A 17944-nucleotide genomic window follows, 5' to 3' on the forward strand; every position below is an offset into this window, starting at 1 on the left:
TCTTAGCGGCGTTGAACGAGTAAATTCTTGGAAACCTCCAGACTTATAAAAATCGTCCGATCCCCATTCACTATAATGGAGGCGGATTTATCATATTCATTAATATCTTTTACCTCCAAAACTGCACCCAAGGTAATACCCGATCGGTCCAAATGTTGGAGAAAGGACGCTGCGTGATCCAATACCCCCATCATCAGAACTTTCTCTCCTATCTGTATATCGGTTAACAAGCGGTAGTCGGGGTCCAGTAAATTCCCTTTCGCATCGGGAATGGGATCGCCATGCGGATCGAATCGCGGATGGCCCAAATAGGCATCTAATTTCTCCACCAGTATGTCAGAAGGGATGTGTTCCAGTTCTTCGGCGATATCATGGACTTCATCCCAGCCGAATCCTAACTTCTCTACCAGAAATACCTCCCATAATCGATGTTTACGTATCACACTTAGTGCAACCTTCTCTCCTGAAGTAGTCAGGGTAACACCTTGATACTTCTTATAATTAATCAGTCCCTTATCGGCTAGCTTCTTAAGCATATCGGTGACCGATGCCGCTCTAGTAGCGGTGCTCTCAGCCAAGGCATTGGTACTCACATCGAGGCCATCCCGGCCCGATAGTGCATGTATCGTTTTTAAGTAATTTTCTTCTGTGAAAGAATTTTGCATCATATTCTTAACCGTACTCTAAAAAGCGGCAATACGCAAAAGTACTATTTACTATTTAGAATTAAAAAAATTTAGGTTTGCCTAAAAATATATTTAAACAATTATATATCTTTGTTTTCGATAAGCCAAGTAGTCCTCTAGCTGGTTTTGAACGATGTAAAAAGTATTTCACACAAATATATTCTTATTTCTTTGTCTAGTACTAACGAAAAAAACAGCGATTACCATTTATCCCTGCCAGAAGTTCATTCGAGTATAGCCATACCAGAAGGAGCAGGGTTTTGGAGAAAACTGAGAGCATTTGCCGGCCCCGGATTATTAGTAGCCGTGGGTTATATTGATCCAGGCAACTGGGCTACAGATATTGAAGGAGGCTCGCGATTCGGGTATACCCTTCTTTCTGTCATACTGATTTCGAACCTGTTTGCCATGCTACTTCAGCATCTTTCTCTTAAGCTGGGGATTGCCACAGGCAGGGATCTGGCTCAAGCCTGCCGAGATTATTACTCACGTCCGGTTTCATTTTTTCTATGGATTTTAGCCGAGATAGCCATTGCTGCTACCGACCTGGCGGAGGTGATCGGCTCGGCCATCGCCCTGAACCTGCTATTTGGACTACCGTTGCCAGTCGGTGTTATCTTCACCGTTTTCGACGTACTCATCGTTCTCTACTTTCAACAACGTGGATTCCGGATCATAGAAAGTATCGTCGCTGGATTGATGGGCCTTATTCTGCTTTGCTTTGCTTATGAAATGTTTGTTAGCCAGCCTTCCATATCCGCAATGGCTGGAGGATTAATTCCTAAATCTGAGATTGTTACCAATCCGGGCATGCTTTACATTGCCATTGGCATACTTGGGGCCACAGTAATGCCCCATAACCTTTACCTACACAGTAGTATTGTACAGACCAGGGCGTTTAACCGGGACGATGAAGGAAAAAAATCGGCTATAAAATTCGCCACCATTGATTCTACACTTTCTCTGGGTTTAGCCTTTTTCATCAATGGATCCATATTAGTACTTGCCGCTGCAGCTTTTCACAATACTGGCCGTTTCGATGTGGCCGATATCACCGATGCCTATCACCTACTCGATCCTATCTTAGGGGTCAGCCTGGCCAGTATTTTCTTTGCCTTGGCCCTATTAGCCTCCGGACAAAGCTCCACTCTAACGGGTACACTGGCAGGACAAATCGTTATGGAAGGTTTTCTACGAATCCGGTTAAGGCCATGGATGAGAAGACTTATCACAAGAGGGATAGCCATCATCCCCGCTCTGGTAGTTTCTATTATGTACGGGGAAAAGGCTACGACCGAATTACTCGTTTTTAGTCAGGTGATTTTATCACTGCAATTGAGCTTTGCTGTGGTGCCATTAGTCCTTTTCACCTCCAACAAACGGATTATGGGCAACTTTGCCAATTCAACAGCCCTTAAATATTTAAGCTGGATCATCTCGCTAATCATCATGGGATTGAACGCATATTTGCTATTTATTACTTTATTATAGAAGATATTGAATGTATAGAATTAATTTTCCGGCATCGATTACTTTGTTTGCATATGGTTTCCTAACTTTCGCCCCCATTATCAACTATCGTGCATGGAATCTAAGCATCAAATCGATAAAGTATCGGCCGCCGGCCTACTCGTAGCATTTGGTATCATTTACGGAGACATTGGCACCAGCCCACTTTATGTGATGCAGGCTATCATTGGAACCGAAGTTATTTCAGAAGAAATTATTTTTGGAGCGTTATCCTGTATCATCTGGACGCTCACCCTGCAGACCACCGTAAAGTATGTTATTCTTATCCTGAGGGCCGACAACCGGGGGGAAGGAGGTATATTTGCTCTCTTTGCCCTGGTCAGGAAGCACGCCCGCTGGCTAACTGTTCCCGCTATCCTGGGAGGTAGTACCTTGCTGGCAGATGGCATCATCACCCCTCCGATATCCATTTCCTCAGCGGTAGAAGGGCTGGAAATTATTTACCCCCATATCCAAATCATACCGATAGTCCTAACCATTATAACGGCTATATTTTTAATACAGGCCTTTGGAACCAAGGTCGTCGGCAGGGCTTTTGGTCCGGTAATGCTCATCTGGTTTTCTATGTTATCGGTACTGGGCATCAGCCAGATCATCCAGCATCCTGAAATTTTTAAGGCATTCAACCCGCTATATGGTTACACATTACTAACACAGCACCCGGGTGGCTTTTGGATGCTGGGAGCTGTATTCCTATGTACTACCGGAGCCGAAGCCCTTTATTCCGATTTAGGGCATTGCGGCAAAGGCAATATCCGTGTTAGCTGGGTGATGGTGAAAAGCGCATTAATCCTTAATTATCTCGGCCAGGGTGCCTGGTTGCTTACTCAGACTGGTACTCAGCTGGCAGGACGGAAGCCTTTTTACGAAGTGATGCCCGACTGGTGGCTCTTACCGGGGGTAGGTATTGCCACCCTGGCCGCCGTCATTGCAAGCCAGGCCCTGATTACCGGTTCATTTACCCTTATTTCCGAAGCCATACGTCTCAACTTTTGGCCAAAAGTTCGTCTGGTATACCCGAGCGACCAGAAAGGTCAGCTTTATGTCCCGAGTATCAACTGGCTCTTATGGCTGGGGTGTATGGCAGTCGTCCTCTATTTTGAGGAATCGGCCAATATGGAAGCGGCATACGGCCTGGCCATAACCCTTACTATGGTAATGACCACCTTGCTGATGTCCTATTACCTCTATATCAAAAAGGTAAATATATATCTGGTGCTGCTATTTCTGGTACTCTACCTCAGCATAGAAGGCGCTTTCCTGGGAGCTAACTTACTTAAATTCTCGCATGGTGGCTGGTTTACCATTTTAATCGCTACAATCGTAGCATCCTTGATGACTGTGTGGCTAAAGGCCTTTTATATTAAACTCCGCTTAACAGAATATACCAAGTTAGAGAATTTCCTGCCCGCCCTGCATGAGTTAAGTCGCGACATCAGTATACCCAAATATGCTACTCACCTGGTATTTATGACCAATGCGTCTAAACCGAGTGAAATTGAAACGAAAGTGATCTATTCTATTTTTCAAAAGCGTCCCAAGCGTGCTGATGTCTACTGGTTTATTCACGTGGATACAACGGACGATCCCTATACCATGGAATATAAAGTACTTTCAGATGAAGACACAGACGATAATATTATTAAAATTAACTTCCGGCTTGGATTTCGGGTAGAGCAGCGTATCAATCTGTTTTTTAGAAAGGTAGTAGAAGATATGGTACTTAATAAGGAGGTGGATATTACCAGTAGGTACGAATCACTGAACCGACAAAATATCACTGGTGACTTCCGATTTGTAGTATTAGAGCGGTTTCTCTCCTTTGAGAACGATCTGCCTTTCGTGGAACAGCTGGTGATGAAAACCTATTTCTTCGTCAAAGATTTTACTACACCTGAAGACAAATGGTTTGGCCTTGACAGCAGCTCGGTGAAGATCGAAAAAATACCACTGATTATTAGACCCGTAGAAAACATCAAGCTTAAACGAATCTATAGCTAAAATCTTCTATTGGCATACATTTTTTTACCTGTTAAATTTTTGAAAACCTTTTTTGACTAAAAGTAAAAACGATGCTATACAGAAAATTAAGTAACAAGTCCGACTCTTTAGAACTTTCAGTAATTACATATGGTGCATTTGCCGCCGGCGGCTGGATGTGGGGAGGTACAGAAAGAAAAGAGGCGGTAGAGTCGATCCTAAAATCTTATGATGCTGGTGTAACCTCCATCGATACTGCTCCTGTATACGGGCAGGGTTTGAGCGAAGAAATAGTTGGAGAAGCCATTCGCGATATTCCAAGAGATAAAGTTCAGATATTAACCAAATACGGCATGCGCTGGGATCTAAAAAAGGGAGACTTCGCCATGCATAGTAAGGACAATGATAATAATGACCTGGAAATATATAAATATGCAGGTAAAGAAAGTGTTATTAAAGAGTGTGAGGACAGCCTACGCAGGTTGAAAGTCGATTATATAGATCTATACCAGATTCACTGGCCTGAAAGTACCACCCCCATACAGGAGACAATGGAGGCGGTTGATCAACTTATCCAACAGGGTAAGGTACGCTTTGCGGGTGTTTGTAATTATAATGTAGAGCAGCTTAAGGAAGCCTCAAAGTATGTAGATATAGTATCAGACCAAGTTGCTTACAGTATGCTGAGAAAGGATATTGAAGCAGATACAATTCCCTACTGTCTCGAAACAAAGAAAGGTATACTGGCCTATAGCCCCATGGAACGTGGCCTGCTAACGGGGAAAATTAAGGCCGGGCATCAGTTTGAGCAGAACGATCACCGCGCCAAGCTACCCTTTTATCAGGAGGGTAATCTTCAGAAAATTAATGCATTTCTGGATAAGATTCGACCTATTGCGGAGGAAAAGAACGCTAGCCTAGGACAATTGGTGTTGCGTTGGACAGCCGAGCAACCAGGAATAACTATCGTTTTGGCAGGAGCTAGAAATGCCAGCCAGGCCGTTCAAAATGCAGAAGCCATGAACATCGACCTGTCGGCAGACGAGCTGGCCACCATCGATGGCCATTTAAACGAACTATCTCTTACCAGATAAAAAATACCATTGCAATAAAGGAGGCTGTCGCAGTAGGACGGCCTCCCTTCTTAGATTATCGGTTTTCGATTTTATAGCCTTCTCCCGGTTAACAGTTATTTTAAGAAGTTCATTATCAACATTGCGGTTTCCTCTGGCTTTTCAGCAAGAATAAAATGACCGCAATCTTCAATTTTTTCAAGCTGGAGGTTGGTGGCTAAATCTGGCAAAGACATTTTTAACATATCATATCCACTACCCCCAATGCCGATGACTGGCAGAACTAGTTTCTCAAATGATTTGCTCTCTTCAATATCTTGTGGAAATGCCTGATACCAGGCATTTGATGCCCTGATGGCATCTTTTCCATCATACGCACAGGCATAAACCATTTTATCAAAATCACTTACGCTATCTTGGTTTTTCAATAGGTTCTTGTATAACCAATCGATAACAATATTCATACGGCCCTCCAGAAGTTGTTCAGGAAGGTCTTTTACCTGATTAAAAGCGAGCCACCAGGGATAAAGATAGTCCGCCCCTAATATGGGTAACATGGGCAGTTGATACATGCCTGCGTCAGGATGCGGCGTATCCATCATGATTAATTTAGATGTCCTTTCGGGATAGTTTACTGCAAAGCTAAAAGCTACGTGCGCCCCGATGTCGTGCCCCCCAATGCATACTTTTTCGAAACCTAACTTTTCGACAAGTTCAAAAACATCTTTAGCCATATTCTTTTTTTCATATCCTTCCATCGGCTTGTCTGAGTTACCCATCCCACGCAACTCAACGATTACGACCCGGAATCTGGAAGCAAGTATAGGCATTACTTTATGATAAGCCCACCAGGTCTCCGGATAGCCTGGGATCAATATCAATGGATCGCCCTGTCCTCCTTCTACATAATGTAATTTTATACCATTTACCTCTGCAAAATGACTGGAGAAATTGGGTACCAATGAGATAAGTTCGGCAATGTCCACGTTTTTATAATCGGTCATACTGTTTGGTTTTGTAATGCTTTAAAGAAAGAATACATGGCTAATACTGCCTGCCAGAGTATTCTTTTATTATCGCAGCTGTTTAATATTGGATTTCTTAAGACTCCAATTGTGAAAGGCAAAACTAAATAGTATGTTTACAACCTGCAACCATGCAGTATACTACATAGTTGTAAGTTTTTTAAAATAATTTAACCGATGAAGTTAATCCATCAACTTTCCAAGGAAACAGGGATCCCCATTGGGACCATACGTTTCTATGAAAAAAGCGGCCTCTTTAGAGGAGAAACCAAAAAAGAAGTAACCACTAATAAGTATGTATATTATGGTAATGATGTTGTTGAAAAGCTCAGGTTCATTCAGATGGCCAAAGCAGTAGGCTTCACATTAGCCGAAATAAAGGAAGTTGTTGATGCCTGGTATAAAAAGCAGTTAAGCCAAAATGCGAAAATTGAGGTTCTAGACCGGAAATTAGTTCAAATAGAAGAAAAAATAAAAGACCTGAAAGCGGTCAAAAAGCAAATTGAACTCTGTAAATTCAATATCGAAAATGAGGTCAGTTAATTTTCAAATTAATTGACCTCAACTAAGATATAAGAACTGAAAAGGATGAATACAATCGAAAGGCGGACTTTTGGCTGGAGGAGTGTGCTGGATACTATCCTGCTCAATCACGCCGTCAGAAAGCCCTTAAATAGGGCATCAATATCTCTTATTAACATACATTCATACCCGCTTATCATATAGGCATGAATGATCAATCACTATCGGTGATGATAGTAAAACCCGAACCAACCGGTAAGTTAACGGCCTAATCGACCTTCCAGCTAATCTTCCGGGGCCAAAAGCTGTACAGAACAAGAAATAATAGGCTTCCTGCGATAGGCAAGGCAAGGATGAGTATTACCCACATCACCTTGGCTCTCCAAGGATTATTGGCCATAGCCAAAAGCGCTAAAGCAACCAGGTAGAGCCCCAACATAGTGAATGCTAACAGATTCATCTCCAGGCTTGACAGATGCAGTGCTAATTCCATATTTCAATTTTAATCAATATCGGTAGTACATTAAAACCAGAATCGTCAACCAATTTATCAATATTATTAATAAAAAAAAATTATGGGGCTTCAAAAACTTATTTATAGGGTAAGCCCAGGGCAATTTTTATATGCGCAAGATGATGCGCCGCATGCCATGCCGTAATAGCAAGGGCTTGTTTTTGGTTAAAATATATTCCTCGAACCGGATGATAATATTGGATTTGATACTGTTCGTCGGATAATGACCGACCTAAAGCCACGTAACGATGGTGAATACCTTTAAGGATAAGCAGGGAATCAGAAATGGGAACGTCCAATACATCAGCGGTAGCAGCCCATCCGTCCATATTTACCAGGGTCACTTCCTTATAATCCGGCTCTGTTAAGGCCTTTTTCATCCTTAGCATATGCAGCAAATGCATATCTGCAACATGATGCACAATTTGTTGAATATTCCAACTTCCTGGTCTATAGGTCTTTTTTAAGGTTTCGACCTCTAAGTTTTGGGTCAGCCCAGCATATTCTGAAGGCACTTCTTCCAAATAATGAAGTATTTCTGCCAGCTCCGTGGTGCTGTAGTCTTCTTGAAGTCTTACTCTTCCTAGAGGAAATTTTAGCTCTTCCATGAAATTATATTTAGCTATGGTTTACCCCAATGATACCTAACAAAGTCGGCTCACTACCAGTTCCTGACATGGTTATTTCTCTGACGGCGAACAGAAACCACTTCTCTCTGGAACCATAAATGCCTACTGCTCTGTTAATAGCATGCCAGCTTACTATGGAGAAGCAACAAATTAGCCTACTCTTCGTTTTAAAATTCTAGCTGTATCTGCTTTCCAACTTGTAAGTCTCGTCCTCCTCTCGACAACCTAAAAGTAAAGGATACTAAACTACCATACATGTCCAAGTCACGCATCTCTTTTTCCGTACTATTGATTGCTCTAAGCTTATCGGTTGGTTTTAAAACCATTCAGTCCTACTCTGATTCAAAACGCTCTTCCTCAATAGAAAAGGATAGCATCAAAGTGCAGCAGCCTTCCTGGCAGGTGCTTTACGACTCCTTAGGGCTGGCAGAGAAAGGGTTATCAGAAAAAGCCTTTGCTTATGCCTGGTACGGCTTTCAGAAAATGAAGTTTACCAGTCCGGTTTTGGCAATTGCCGACTTCAGCCAGTCCTCTACTAAAAAGAGACTTTATATAGTGGATTTGGCCAAAGAGCAGCTCCTGTTAAATACCTATGTTGCGCACGGTCGAAATTCGGGCAATGAATATGCCAGAAGCTTTTCTAATACCAACGAATCATATCAATCCAGTCTCGGATTTTATCGCACCCTGGGGACTTATCAAGGTAAGCATGGGCTTTCGCTTCGGTTGGAGGGACTGGAAAGAGGAATCAATGACCATGCACTTCAGCGTGCTATTGTGATGCATGGCGCCGACTATGTCAGCGAATCCTTTATACGCAACACAGGTCGCCTCGGCCGAAGCCTGGGCTGCCCTGCAGTGCCTATGAAAGACCATAAAAAGGTGATTAATCTGCTATATAATGGTGCCGGACTTTTCATATATTCCAAAGACACCAAATATCATAATACTTCTAAATTACTGGCGGCTATAGAGGATAACATCATAGATGATTATGCCTCAGGGGAACGCTTTTTGTACACATCATCCAGATAAATAATTCGTCCATTGGCATCGGTATCAACCCCAAGATAAAATAGAAAAACAGGTATCCTCTCTGACAATTTGTTCCACTTAGGTGGGCGGGCTGTGGTATCTGGCTCGGTCAAAAAATTGCTTTCCAGAAGCTCTTTTCCCGCCATAAAGTTAGCGAGCTCCGTAGGTTGTTGTACCCTGACACAGCCGTGGCTACGCCAACGTTGCTCAGATTTGAATAAGTAACGGGCATTGGTATCGTGCAGATAAATGGCCAAAGGATTTTTCATTTCCACCTTAAGCAATCCTAAAGAATTATCCTCCCCAGTTTCCTGGCGGAATCTATAGGGAAATTTTCCTTTTCGGTCAATTTTATTCCAATTGATATCTTCTGGATTGACTACCTCTCCATCCTCCCCTACTACCTGAATATTATTCTTGGAAAGATAATTTTCATCCGCTAATACTTTAGGAAGCATTTCTCCCTCAGCAATACTCTTGGGAACATTCCAATAAGGATGGGTTACTATGCTGGTAGCATAGGTGTCCATTGTAGGCGTGGGAGTCTCCCCTTTACCTACGACAGTACGCATAAATAGGACCTCTGTTCCTGTAGAATCCAGAGCCTTTAAATAGGCACCTTGTATGTTTACCATCACCATTCTGGGGGCATGCTGCGACTGCCGTTTCATCCAGCGATAGGCATTTAGTGTCTCGGCCAACATATCCGATTTGTGCCTATCTTTCCCTTCCAATTGCTTGGCGTATTCCTTTTGAAGGGTAACATAACCAGCAAAAGAAGGCTGCAACCAACCCGTCACTTTGGTTACGGGGCTGCCCGTAACCAAATCTTCGGCCGCTGCCCGAAGTATTGCTGTATCGGCTGGCAAATCTTTCTCAATATAACGAAGATCGGGCTTCTTGCCATAGGCAATTTCTTCAAGAAGGGCCATTACCGGGGGAACACTATCCGATTTTTGGTAAGGTTTTGTATCAATGCCTACCCCTTCAGCGTAGCTGAGCAAGGACGCATAGGTTTTACTATCCCCAATGCTCCGTTCAAGCTCCTGGGTAGTCATGGTGTGTGGATCCTTTTTACAGGATTGTATAAAGGCTAAAAAGAAAAGCACCCCTAATGGTGCCCAGCGTAATAATGGCTTATGTTTCGTCAAACTCATATTCACAATTTCGATTTATGAGTCTATGTACAAATATAATGCGAGCAGCTCTTGTCTTTCTAACCTCCTCATTGCCAACCCCTATATAACCTAAGCCTTTCCTGATTGAGGGAATGATGAGGAATATATTCAACAGGGTATTCCTTAATATGTATCCCTTCGCATCTGGCTAGCGAGTGCTCTTGCCGTAGGATCCTCCGATTGTTGGAGATTATCAACGATCTGATGGTAATCCGTATCATTTCTATTCTGCGAAAGCTTATAAGCAGCCTGGATTTCATGGATCTTAATTCTGAACCCAATGATCCCATGAACCAGGGCCAAGGTTTTGTCTGACATCGTTTCTATTGAAGCAGGTTTTTTAGAGCCCTGTTCATATTTATCGACCATTGTTTTTAACGAAATTAATAGATCTTCGCCTTCAATAACCTGGATAACACCATAAACATGTACCGCAATATAATTCCAGGTAGGAACATTCTCCTTCTCATACCAAGAAGAGGATATATAGGCATGCGGACCGTTAAAGATTGCCAGAACCTCCTCATGATTATTAAAATTAATTCCTTGCGGATTAGACTTGGAAATATGGCCTACCAGCACGTCCTCCCCATTCTCATCCCTATCCAGTAGTAATGGTATATGTGTTCCAGTCAACTTCCCATTGGTTTGATTAATCAAAATCCCAAAGCTATTTTCAGTTAGAAAGTTTTTCACTTCCTTCACATTTTGATTCCTGAATGAATTTGGTATATGCATTTCGAGTGGATTTAAACATATTTATTACCAATGAAAGAATTAATTATCTACATAACCCCAGGGTTTCAAACTATTATATCAATTATTTGCAATGATCCCCTTCACACAGTTGTTATTTCGAGTCTGTTTCCATTTGCAAAAACGGCTGTATCTTAAGCATTTTCGCTTATTAGTTACCTGATTATTTTAATAATTTTGCTATTATTGCCCCGATGTTACTTAGAGTTAGTTGGTACTAGTCGATAAGAGGCTTAGGCGCGGACTACACGATAATTGGCTGAACATTAAACATAACAGATTTGGACCGATTATAAAAAAACCAATCTGAAAAATATACAGGAATTGGAGCGGTACCAGGAGTCCCATTAGGTACGGCGTGCGACAGTTCGCCTGACCATATCGTAATTAGCATTTCCACCGAAGTGGCCTTTGGTGTAACCGAAGCAGCTCTTTGGGGTCATCGCCACTACCAGTGCTGGGCCTCATTTTTTTAGATCTCGGGAACTATCTCCTTTCTTCATGGATTATTTTTCTGTTAACCGTACCGAATATATAAACTAAAAACTATACTTGAGGATGAAGAATTAAACCTTCGTTATTACTCACGACCATAAATAAATCATAAATCCAGATGTCTATTTCAAAAGAATCCGAGCTTATCGGAATGAAAAAAATAAGTGAAGCCGTAGGAACCACCCTCAAAAGAATGCGGGAATATGCCAAGGTGGGCATGTCTACCAAAGAGCTCGATGAATATGGGGGGCAAATTCTGAAAAGCTTTGGAGCAAAATCCGCCCCTTATCTTACTTACGGATTCCCCGGTTTTACCTGTATAAGCGTCAATGAAGTAGCGGCTCATGGCATTCCTTCTAAAAGTAGAATTCTAAAGGAAGGAGATCTGATCAATATTGATGTTTCTGCCGAGTTAAATGGATTTTGGTCAGATAATGGCGGGTCATTCGTATTAGGACGGGATTTTCACAACCATCAACCCCTTGTAGATGCTTCAAAAAACATTTTATACAAGGCGATCTCCAATATCAAAGACGGGGTCAAAATAGCGGATATTGGCCATTTAATCGAAACCGAGGCCAAAAAATATGGCTATACAGTTATCAGAAATCTAGCCGGCCACGGTGTAGGAAGAAGTCTTCACGAGAAACCTGATAACATATTAAACTACAAAGTAAGAAGCAATAGAGAGAAGTTTAAGAAAAACACTACCGTGGCAATAGAAACCTTTATTGCTACAAACTCCAATAATGCGGTGCAGCTGAACGATGGGTGGACCCTGGTAGGGAACCGGGGTGGATTTGTTACCCAACATGAACATACCATCTTAATCACGGAACAAACACCTGTCATTCTGACAAGCTCCAATGAAATTTGAGGTTAAAGATATGTAGAGGACTGGTTCCGGAGACCGTCTTACAGAACGCTCCGGAACCAGTGATCCTATTTATTGAGCATTATGTCTTTTATTTTTTCAAAAATTGCCGTGTTTTCATACACCCCTCTGAAGCTGAGGCTATGTGGGCCGTAGGCAAAAACAGGCACCATTACAGCCGTATGGTCATTGGTACTAAACTGGCCATCGATGTAGCCTTTCTCGAAGTTCCCGTCCAGAAGCGTCAAGCCTCCAGTTTCATGGTCTGCTGTCACAATCACCAGAGTTTCACCGTTGCTATCGGCGAAGCGTAGGGCCTGGCCCACCAGCTGGTCGAAATCCAGCATTTCGGAACTTACATAGCTTATACGATTGGCATGCCCACCGTAATCGATCTGAGCTCCTTCGGCCATCATAAAAAAACCTTTAGAATTCTTTTTCATGTGTTCTAAGCTGATCTGGAAGGCCTCAGTCAGAAAGTTACCTCTACCCTGTTCTATGGATTTAGTACGGCTGTCATCCAGCAAGAGAAAAGGCGGTTTCAGGGTTGTCAACTCAGACCAGCTGTTCGACGTTTGTATGCCCATGAGATTCAGTGAATCAGTCAAATTTTGACTTTTAAACAGATCATACCCTCCACCAATAAGGATCTCAACCGGCGATTTTAAATAATCCATTGCAATTTCCTTGTTGAACTCGCGATAGGGCTGATGAGCGTAAAATGACGCCGGAGTGGCATCGGTAACGTCGCCAGCAGAAATAATAGCGCTTTTTATTCCTTTCTGTTTTAACAGTTCAGGCAAATTAGGAACGGCTTTAAAATCATGATCGACCCCTACAGCGCGATTCCGTGTTTTATGCCCCGTGGCCATGGCCGTACCTCCTGCGGCCGAATCGGTGATATAGCTATCGGATGCAGACGTTTTAGAAAAACCTATATTCAGAAATTGCAATAAGTTAAGCTGTCCGTGATTGGCCGTCATGCCCGCATGTATCTGAGCCAGGCCCATGCCATCTCCAATTAGCAAGATCACATTTTTAACCTTGGAGGAGCCATCATTGTTTTTATAGGTAGGTTGATAAACAGGATGAGGGTTGGGGTTGATAAATTCAGCATTTTTTCGTCCCTTCAAATAAAGGCCAAGATCATCGACATGGTCGGTATTAATGTAGTCGAGTCCTAAGTTCATCAACATTTTCCATGAATTGACCCCATCCGGAGTAGCCCAAAGTCTTATTTTTTTCCCTTTCTGATGCACCTGGTTGATAACAGCTTCTACTTTTTCGAGGTCCTGGTCCGTAAGAACCCCCTTTCCGTTCCATTTCGAATAAAGATAAAAAGCCTGGCTAATAAGCCCCACCCGCTTTAGCTGGTCGGGGGTATAATTTATATTGGGTCGTCCATCGAAGGAAATATATTCAGGATAAAGGTCGAAGTCGGCGGGTGCTGGTGTACTTCCACTCAGGACGATTTTTACCGGCCCATTGGGATCCATCAGTCGGGGAAAGCGCTGCAGCTCCTTTACCAATATCGGAATGGTAATTGCGCCGGAAGTTTTTAAATCGATTAAAAGCTGTAGCTGCTGATCAGAATTTTTATAGATCTTCCCGTTGTTTTCTTCCAGCAAAAGAGCGATAGGCTCTAGATATAGACTTGACAAGGTGCGACCAGCACGAATATCCTTTTGGTCGTGGGCAACAAATAGTGAATCATTAATTCCAAAAACATCCGCCTCTATTGATCCGAATTGCTGACCGTAAGCAAGCTCGAAAGGAAACTTTTGCTCATAATCGTTATGAGAATGTGCATGAGCCGTGGTATAAGGAAAGGGGGGCTGGGCCTGTGTGGATGTAAATCCCACAAAAAACAAAAGGAAACAGAGATTTATCGGCAACTTCATAATAAGTTCTGGATGGGTGGCACTTTTAAAACAAGATGCGAAGATCGGTCTACTCTATTAGATTCTCCTCAGAGCAATAATTAAATTATGATTAAGCTTATGCACTTGGAATATTAATGTATAGCATTCCATTCTTTGACCTTACCATTTTTTGTTTCAACCATCCATACTTTTGAGTTGCGATAGTATTTCCGGACCAGACGTTTTCCTTTACGGATACCCGTCACACTAAATGCCGTCGCCAGCACATCTGCGTCGGTGGCATTGGGAGAAATGACAGTGGTTCTTACATTAAAGAGAAGTCCAACTCCTGTCTTTGGATCTAAGATATGGGAGTATTTCTTACCATTTATTTCCAAAAACCGGTAGGTCGGCCCCGAAGTCGCCACCCCTACGTTTGATAACACCACCGCGCCCACAGAATCTCTCCCCGTCGAAATCTGAATATTCCAGCCTTTATCTCCAGGAGGAGGATTCCCGATAGCAAGCTTACCTCCGGCATCAATGAGAACCGCATCAATACCAAAATGCCTGAAGACAAGCATGCCTTCGTCAGCCGCAAAGCCCTTACCTAACCCGCCAATATCAAGACGCATTCCCTTCTGAACCAACTTAATACGTTGACTCTTGGGCTCCATAAGCACTTTTTTATAGCCCGTCCGGGCAAGTGTCGTTTGGATATCCTCATGCGCTGGCATGTATTCCTTTCGTACTGCCCGGCGCCATACCTGTACGACGGGCCCCAAAGTTGCATCAAAAGCGCCTTTGGTTTGCCGACTAAAGCGCTGAGAAATCTCCATAATCTTATATAAATCGGGACTAACCTTAACCCATTTATCGGATCCTGATGTGGCCGAGAGTTTGTTGATCTCGCTCCCATCACGATAATCGCTTAGGGAGTCGTTAAGTTGCTGTATTCTACGAAATACACTATCGGCAGCGGTCTTAGCCAAGGCTTCATTGGGGGCATAAAAAGTCAAGACGAAAGGCGATCCCATCATCCCTTTTTCATAAATATAACGTTGGTCTTGGGCCTGCACGGGAGCGAAGCCCAGCAGGATTAATAGGAGGAGAAGACTTAGATATTCTGTAAATGTCATGGATTTAGGATTAGTATGCTACAAGCCTCAAAGGTAAGCCCATGAAGCGTGTTGGAGCAAACTCTAAGGGCCAAAATATGGATTCTGCCCCCAGCTCTCCACAATATCCTAGATAAGGAAAATTTACGTTTACCTGCCGGGCTAGTTACCAGGATGTTGTACGAAAACGATAACCATACGCTTACAGCAGCGCCCTTACCTATCCCTCCCTTTTAGAAAAAAATAGAATATTCTCTTGGATGACTTAAATGTGTGCTGTAGGGAAGTTACTTGTAGCCTCCGGATGAAGTGACCATGTTAATAAATTCACTTCCGGTGGTTTTGCCTAATCCCTGGCCACTGAGCACTTTTAATCGAAGAGGGAGTGATCGGGGTGGAAGATATCACTCGTGTCCTAAAAATCAAGATGTCTGTTTAGTCATTATAAAGGAGTCGAAAGCTTTAACATTAAAGCCCATTCCCATATCAGACTTGAAGATGCAGCTGAAATCTAAATCTCCAAAAAATAAAAAACACCAGCAGGAATATCCAAGCTGGTGCCAGTACCGATCAGTCATTGAAGGGTAAAACCGTATTTACTCGCCCTTATTCTCTTCCAGATCATTATGATTATCCCCACCCAGGCTATAATAATTATTTTCCTCGTCCTCATTGCCAATGATCTCATCGGCATCGTCGAGCTCGGCACCCGGAACGTCCAGGTCATCTCCTACCAGATCATTATTATAATCTTTCTCGTTCCAGCCATCGGGCATCGGTGTTTCTCTACTTTTCACATGTCCGGTATCTTCAGGATCGATACTATGATCGACCATGCCCCGGTTGTAAACATCATCCTTAGGAGGATAAAGCGGATAACCTTCGAACTCACTTTGACTCTCCTCCTGATTAGGTTTATTTGTTTCTTTAGCCATGATTTCTAAGTATTTAATATTAGACTCCTTTGATTTCGGTCGCCGGAATATATAAAGTTGAAATAACTAACTGACCCTATGACAGGGTTGATATCTCTATGAGCAAAAGACATGCCAGAAGAAAATAAAAAGCCGCCACCTGGAAACAGATGACGGCTCATAATACTATAGAATACGATTAATAACCTTTGTTTTGATACATTTTCTCGGGGTTTAGTTTGTATTCATCGAAAGGTATGGGGAAATAACGATCTTTTTCCCCAAAGTTGCTTAAGCGGGCAACCCCGTAATCAGCTTGACTTTTACTCTGAAAATAGTTTACGAGTTCGGGCGTTGTAAAGAATCTCAACAAATCGAACCACCGATGATTTTCAAAGGCCAGTTCGACGCGACGCTCGTGCAGAATGGCTAGCTTAAGTGTAGGGTATGCAGCTTGATAAGCAGCCGTATTTTTGGCTATGGAATAAGGTGAAAGCCCTGCTCGTTCCCGAACCTGATCTAAATAGCCTATAGCCGCTACGTCATTACCGAGCAGCATATTCACCTCGGCCAACATAAGGATCACGTCGGCATACCGCATCAGTATCCAGTCGTTACCACCATAGCCTGTACTACCAGCAGCTTCGCTATTGTCCCTATATTTAGTTATAAAATAATCCTTTACGGAAGCATGGTCTGCAAACTTAATGGAAAAAGCTTTACGCAAATCGGCTTGTTCATAGTCTTTAACCAGGTCAGGTTTCACATTGCCGCCCAATCCAGTACTCGCAAAGAGGGAATTAATTGTTTCTCCCCGAGCCTGATTGTTGCGTGCAATGGAAGATGAATAATTAATATCTCCTTGCTTATTTACAATTTGGAAGATTAATTCGGGACAAGTGGTTTTTTTATTTACGTCAAATACATCCTGATAGGGAATCTCTTTTAAAAAGCCAAAGTTTCGCATTTGATAAGCAGCCAATAAATATTTATGCGCTTCGGACAAATATGCTGACTTATCCACACCTGGCAATGTAGTGGCCATGGTTAAATACACTTGTCCTAATAATGCGTTGCCAGCCGCTTTGGAAACCCGCCCCCGGGATTCGGCAGTAGGTAGATTTGGCAAAGGACTATCGACCACATATTTTAAATCTGTTACAATTTGGTCGTATACTACGGGTTCTTCACTGCGAAAAGTCGCCGCCTCTACTTCGGCCATCGTACTAAAGGTTTTTGTCACCAGTGGCACAGCCCCCCATTTACGAACCAGATGAAAGTACATCAATCCACGGACAAATCGCGCTTCAGCCTCATATTGAGCCTTTAAATTATTATTGGAGAAGGTAACCTTTTCCATTCCTTCTAATACCTGATTGGTTCTGCTTACCGATTCATAAAGTGCATCCCAATGATTTTTGAGATAGGCATTGCTGGGTAAAAGCGAAAAATCATTGAATTGGAAAGGCTCACCGGAACTGGATTGGTTATCATTTCTACCGGTATTATCGGATCGTTCCTCAAAGAACATCCCCGAATTTTCCCCTATGCTATTGCCACTCCTCAGCGACTGGTATATTCCGTTTACCCCGAGTAAGACATCATTTTCATTTTTATAGAATGTGGCACTTGCCACCGCATTAGGGTCTTGTAGATCGATAAAATCGGAGGAGCAGGCTCCCAGGAGCATCAGGATTAAACTTACCCCTATGCTTTTTATATTTTTATTAACAGTCATCATAATCTTGGTTAC

At 42.7% G+C, this 17944-nt stretch carries 16 protein-coding genes; 6 read left to right on the top strand and 10 right to left on the bottom strand.

The genetic code is table 11. The annotated features are described in order from the left end of the window. Positions 1-2: 2 nt before the first annotated feature. A complete protein-coding gene (locus tag X939_RS0106565) occupies positions 3-665 on the bottom strand; it encodes a metal-dependent transcriptional regulator (protein ID WP_025762470.1) in 663 nt (220 codons plus the stop codon). Positions 666-857: 192 nt separating this feature from the next. Between X939_RS0106565 and X939_RS0106570 the strand changes: the two genes are divergently transcribed. The 3 genes from X939_RS0106570 (at position 858) to X939_RS0106585 (ending at position 5290) form a co-directional block, all read left to right on the top strand. After that, entirely contained in the window at positions 858-2177 is a 1320-nt protein-coding gene (locus tag X939_RS0106570; protein ID WP_229236013.1) for an Nramp family divalent metal transporter, read from the top strand. A gap of 93 nt (positions 2178-2270) precedes the next feature. After that, a complete protein-coding gene (locus X939_RS0106580; protein ID WP_025762472.1) occupies positions 2271-4217 on the top strand; it encodes a KUP/HAK/KT family potassium transporter in 1947 nt (648 codons plus the stop codon). A 71-nt stretch (positions 4218-4288) separates the two neighbouring features. After that, positions 4289-5290, top strand: coding sequence for an aldo/keto reductase (locus tag X939_RS0106585; protein WP_025762473.1), 1002 nt, complete (start codon positions 4289-4291; stop codon positions 5288-5290). Positions 5291-5385: 95 nt separating this feature from the next. On the opposite strand, the gene X939_RS0106590 is transcribed toward X939_RS0106585, so the two are convergent. Beyond that, positions 5386-6273 (bottom strand): alpha/beta fold hydrolase, encoded by an 888-nt coding sequence (locus tag X939_RS0106590; protein ID WP_025762474.1) that lies wholly within the window; start codon positions 6271-6273, stop codon positions 5386-5388. Between the two features lie 198 nt (positions 6274-6471). On the opposite strand from X939_RS0106590, the gene X939_RS0106595 reads away from it, so the two are divergent. Continuing rightward, the gene (locus X939_RS0106595; RefSeq protein ID WP_025762475.1) at positions 6472-6837 is read left to right on the top strand and encodes a MerR family DNA-binding protein; all 366 of its coding nucleotides are present in this window, start codon (positions 6472-6474) and stop codon (positions 6835-6837) included. Between the two features lie 247 nt (positions 6838-7084). On the opposite strand, the gene X939_RS0106600 is transcribed toward X939_RS0106595, so the two are convergent. Both X939_RS0106600 and X939_RS0106605 read right to left on the bottom strand, forming a co-directional pair. Further along, entirely contained in the window at positions 7085-7309 is a 225-nt protein-coding gene (locus tag X939_RS0106600; protein ID WP_025762476.1) for a hypothetical protein, read from the bottom strand. 98 nt (positions 7310-7407) lie between these two features. Beyond that, the gene (locus X939_RS0106605; protein ID WP_025762477.1) at positions 7408-7938 is read right to left on the bottom strand and encodes a DinB family protein; all 531 of its coding nucleotides are present in this window, start codon (positions 7936-7938) and stop codon (positions 7408-7410) included. A 276-nt stretch (positions 7939-8214) separates the two neighbouring features. Here X939_RS0106605 and X939_RS0106610 point away from each other — a divergent pair, with 276 nt between their 5' ends. Then, the gene (locus tag X939_RS0106610) at positions 8215-8994 is read left to right on the top strand and encodes a murein L,D-transpeptidase catalytic domain family protein (protein WP_025762478.1); all 780 of its coding nucleotides are present in this window, start codon (positions 8215-8217) and stop codon (positions 8992-8994) included. Here X939_RS0106610 and X939_RS0106615 read toward each other — a convergent pair. Together X939_RS0106615 and X939_RS0106620 are read right to left on the bottom strand one after the other, a co-directional pair. Then, positions 8952-10151, bottom strand: coding sequence for a L,D-transpeptidase family protein (locus X939_RS0106615; protein WP_025762479.1), 1200 nt, complete (start codon positions 10149-10151; stop codon positions 8952-8954). The genes X939_RS0106610 and X939_RS0106615 overlap by 43 nt on opposite strands. A 144-nt stretch (positions 10152-10295) precedes the next feature. After that, complete coding sequence (locus tag X939_RS0106620) at positions 10296-10910, bottom strand: FMN-binding negative transcriptional regulator (protein ID WP_025762480.1); 615 nt, start codon at positions 10908-10910, stop codon at positions 10296-10298. A gap of 631 nt (positions 10911-11541) precedes the next feature. Here X939_RS0106620 and map point away from each other — a divergent pair. Next, positions 11542-12300, top strand: a complete 759-nt coding sequence (gene map / locus X939_RS0106625; protein ID WP_025762481.1) for a type I methionyl aminopeptidase — start codon at positions 11542-11544, stop codon at positions 12298-12300. Positions 12301-12365: 65 nt separating this feature from the next. Here the strand turns inward: map and X939_RS0106630 are convergent, their stop codons facing one another. The 4 genes from X939_RS0106630 to X939_RS0106645 all read right to left on the bottom strand — a co-directional run bounded on the left by X939_RS0106630 (position 12366) and on the right by X939_RS0106645 (position 17932). After that, positions 12366-14198 (bottom strand): alkaline phosphatase, encoded by a 1833-nt coding sequence (locus X939_RS0106630; RefSeq protein WP_025762482.1) that lies wholly within the window; start codon positions 14196-14198, stop codon positions 12366-12368. A gap of 113 nt (positions 14199-14311) precedes the next feature. Next, entirely contained in the window at positions 14312-15298 is a 987-nt protein-coding gene (locus tag X939_RS0106635; protein WP_025762483.1) for an FAD:protein FMN transferase, read from the bottom strand. A gap of 575 nt (positions 15299-15873) precedes the next feature. Then, positions 15874-16212 carry a hypothetical protein gene (locus X939_RS0106640; RefSeq protein WP_025762484.1) on the bottom strand — a complete coding sequence of 113 codons (339 nt, stop codon included), beginning with the start codon at positions 16210-16212 and terminating at the stop codon, positions 15874-15876. 178 nt (positions 16213-16390) lie between these two features. After that, positions 16391-17932 carry a RagB/SusD family nutrient uptake outer membrane protein gene (locus X939_RS0106645; RefSeq protein ID WP_229236014.1) on the bottom strand — a complete coding sequence of 514 codons (1542 nt, stop codon included), beginning with the start codon at positions 17930-17932 and terminating at the stop codon, positions 16391-16393. Positions 17933-17944: the final 12 nt, after the last annotated feature.

This window comes from Dyadobacter tibetensis Y620-1 (genome assembly GCF_000566685.1).
Classification (GTDB): Bacteria; Bacteroidota; Bacteroidia; order Cytophagales; family Spirosomataceae; genus Dyadobacter; species Dyadobacter tibetensis.

What these genes read in the sequence shown, in the direction of transcription:
- X939_RS0106565 (WP_025762470.1), bottom strand. Translation starts at nt 665, where the DNA reads ATGCAAAATTCTTTCACAGAAGAAAATTACTTAAAAACGATACATGCA.
- X939_RS0106580 (WP_025762472.1), top strand. Translation starts at nt 2,271, where the DNA reads ATGGAATCTAAGCATCAAATCGATAAAGTATCGGCCGCCGGCCTACTC.
- X939_RS0106585 (WP_025762473.1), top strand. Translation starts at nt 4,289, where the DNA reads ATGCTATACAGAAAATTAAGTAACAAGTCCGACTCTTTAGAACTTTCA.
- X939_RS0106590 (WP_025762474.1), bottom strand. Translation starts at nt 6,273, where the DNA reads ATGACCGATTATAAAAACGTGGACATTGCCGAACTTATCTCATTGGTA.
- X939_RS0106595 (WP_025762475.1), top strand. Translation starts at nt 6,472, where the DNA reads ATGAAGTTAATCCATCAACTTTCCAAGGAAACAGGGATCCCCATTGGG.
- X939_RS0106600 (WP_025762476.1), bottom strand. Translation starts at nt 7,309, where the DNA reads ATGGAATTAGCACTGCATCTGTCAAGCCTGGAGATGAATCTGTTAGCA.
- X939_RS0106605 (WP_025762477.1), bottom strand. Translation starts at nt 7,938, where the DNA reads ATGGAAGAGCTAAAATTTCCTCTAGGAAGAGTAAGACTTCAAGAAGAC.
- X939_RS0106610 (WP_025762478.1), top strand. Translation starts at nt 8,215, where the DNA reads ATGTCCAAGTCACGCATCTCTTTTTCCGTACTATTGATTGCTCTAAGC.
- X939_RS0106615 (WP_025762479.1), bottom strand. Translation starts at nt 10,151, where the DNA reads ATGAGTTTGACGAAACATAAGCCATTATTACGCTGGGCACCATTAGGG.
- X939_RS0106620 (WP_025762480.1), bottom strand. Translation starts at nt 10,910, where the DNA reads ATGCATATACCAAATTCATTCAGGAATCAAAATGTGAAGGAAGTGAAA.
- map (WP_025762481.1), top strand. Translation starts at nt 11,542, where the DNA reads ATGTCTATTTCAAAAGAATCCGAGCTTATCGGAATGAAAAAAATAAGT.
- X939_RS0106630 (WP_025762482.1), bottom strand. Translation starts at nt 14,198, where the DNA reads ATGAAGTTGCCGATAAATCTCTGTTTCCTTTTGTTTTTTGTGGGATTT.
- X939_RS0106635 (WP_025762483.1), bottom strand. Translation starts at nt 15,298, where the DNA reads ATGACATTTACAGAATATCTAAGTCTTCTCCTCCTATTAATCCTGCTG.
- X939_RS0106640 (WP_025762484.1), bottom strand. Translation starts at nt 16,212, where the DNA reads ATGGCTAAAGAAACAAATAAACCTAATCAGGAGGAGAGTCAAAGTGAG.
- X939_RS0106645 (WP_229236014.1), bottom strand. Translation starts at nt 17,932, where the DNA reads ATGATGACTGTTAATAAAAATATAAAAAGCATAGGGGTAAGTTTAATC.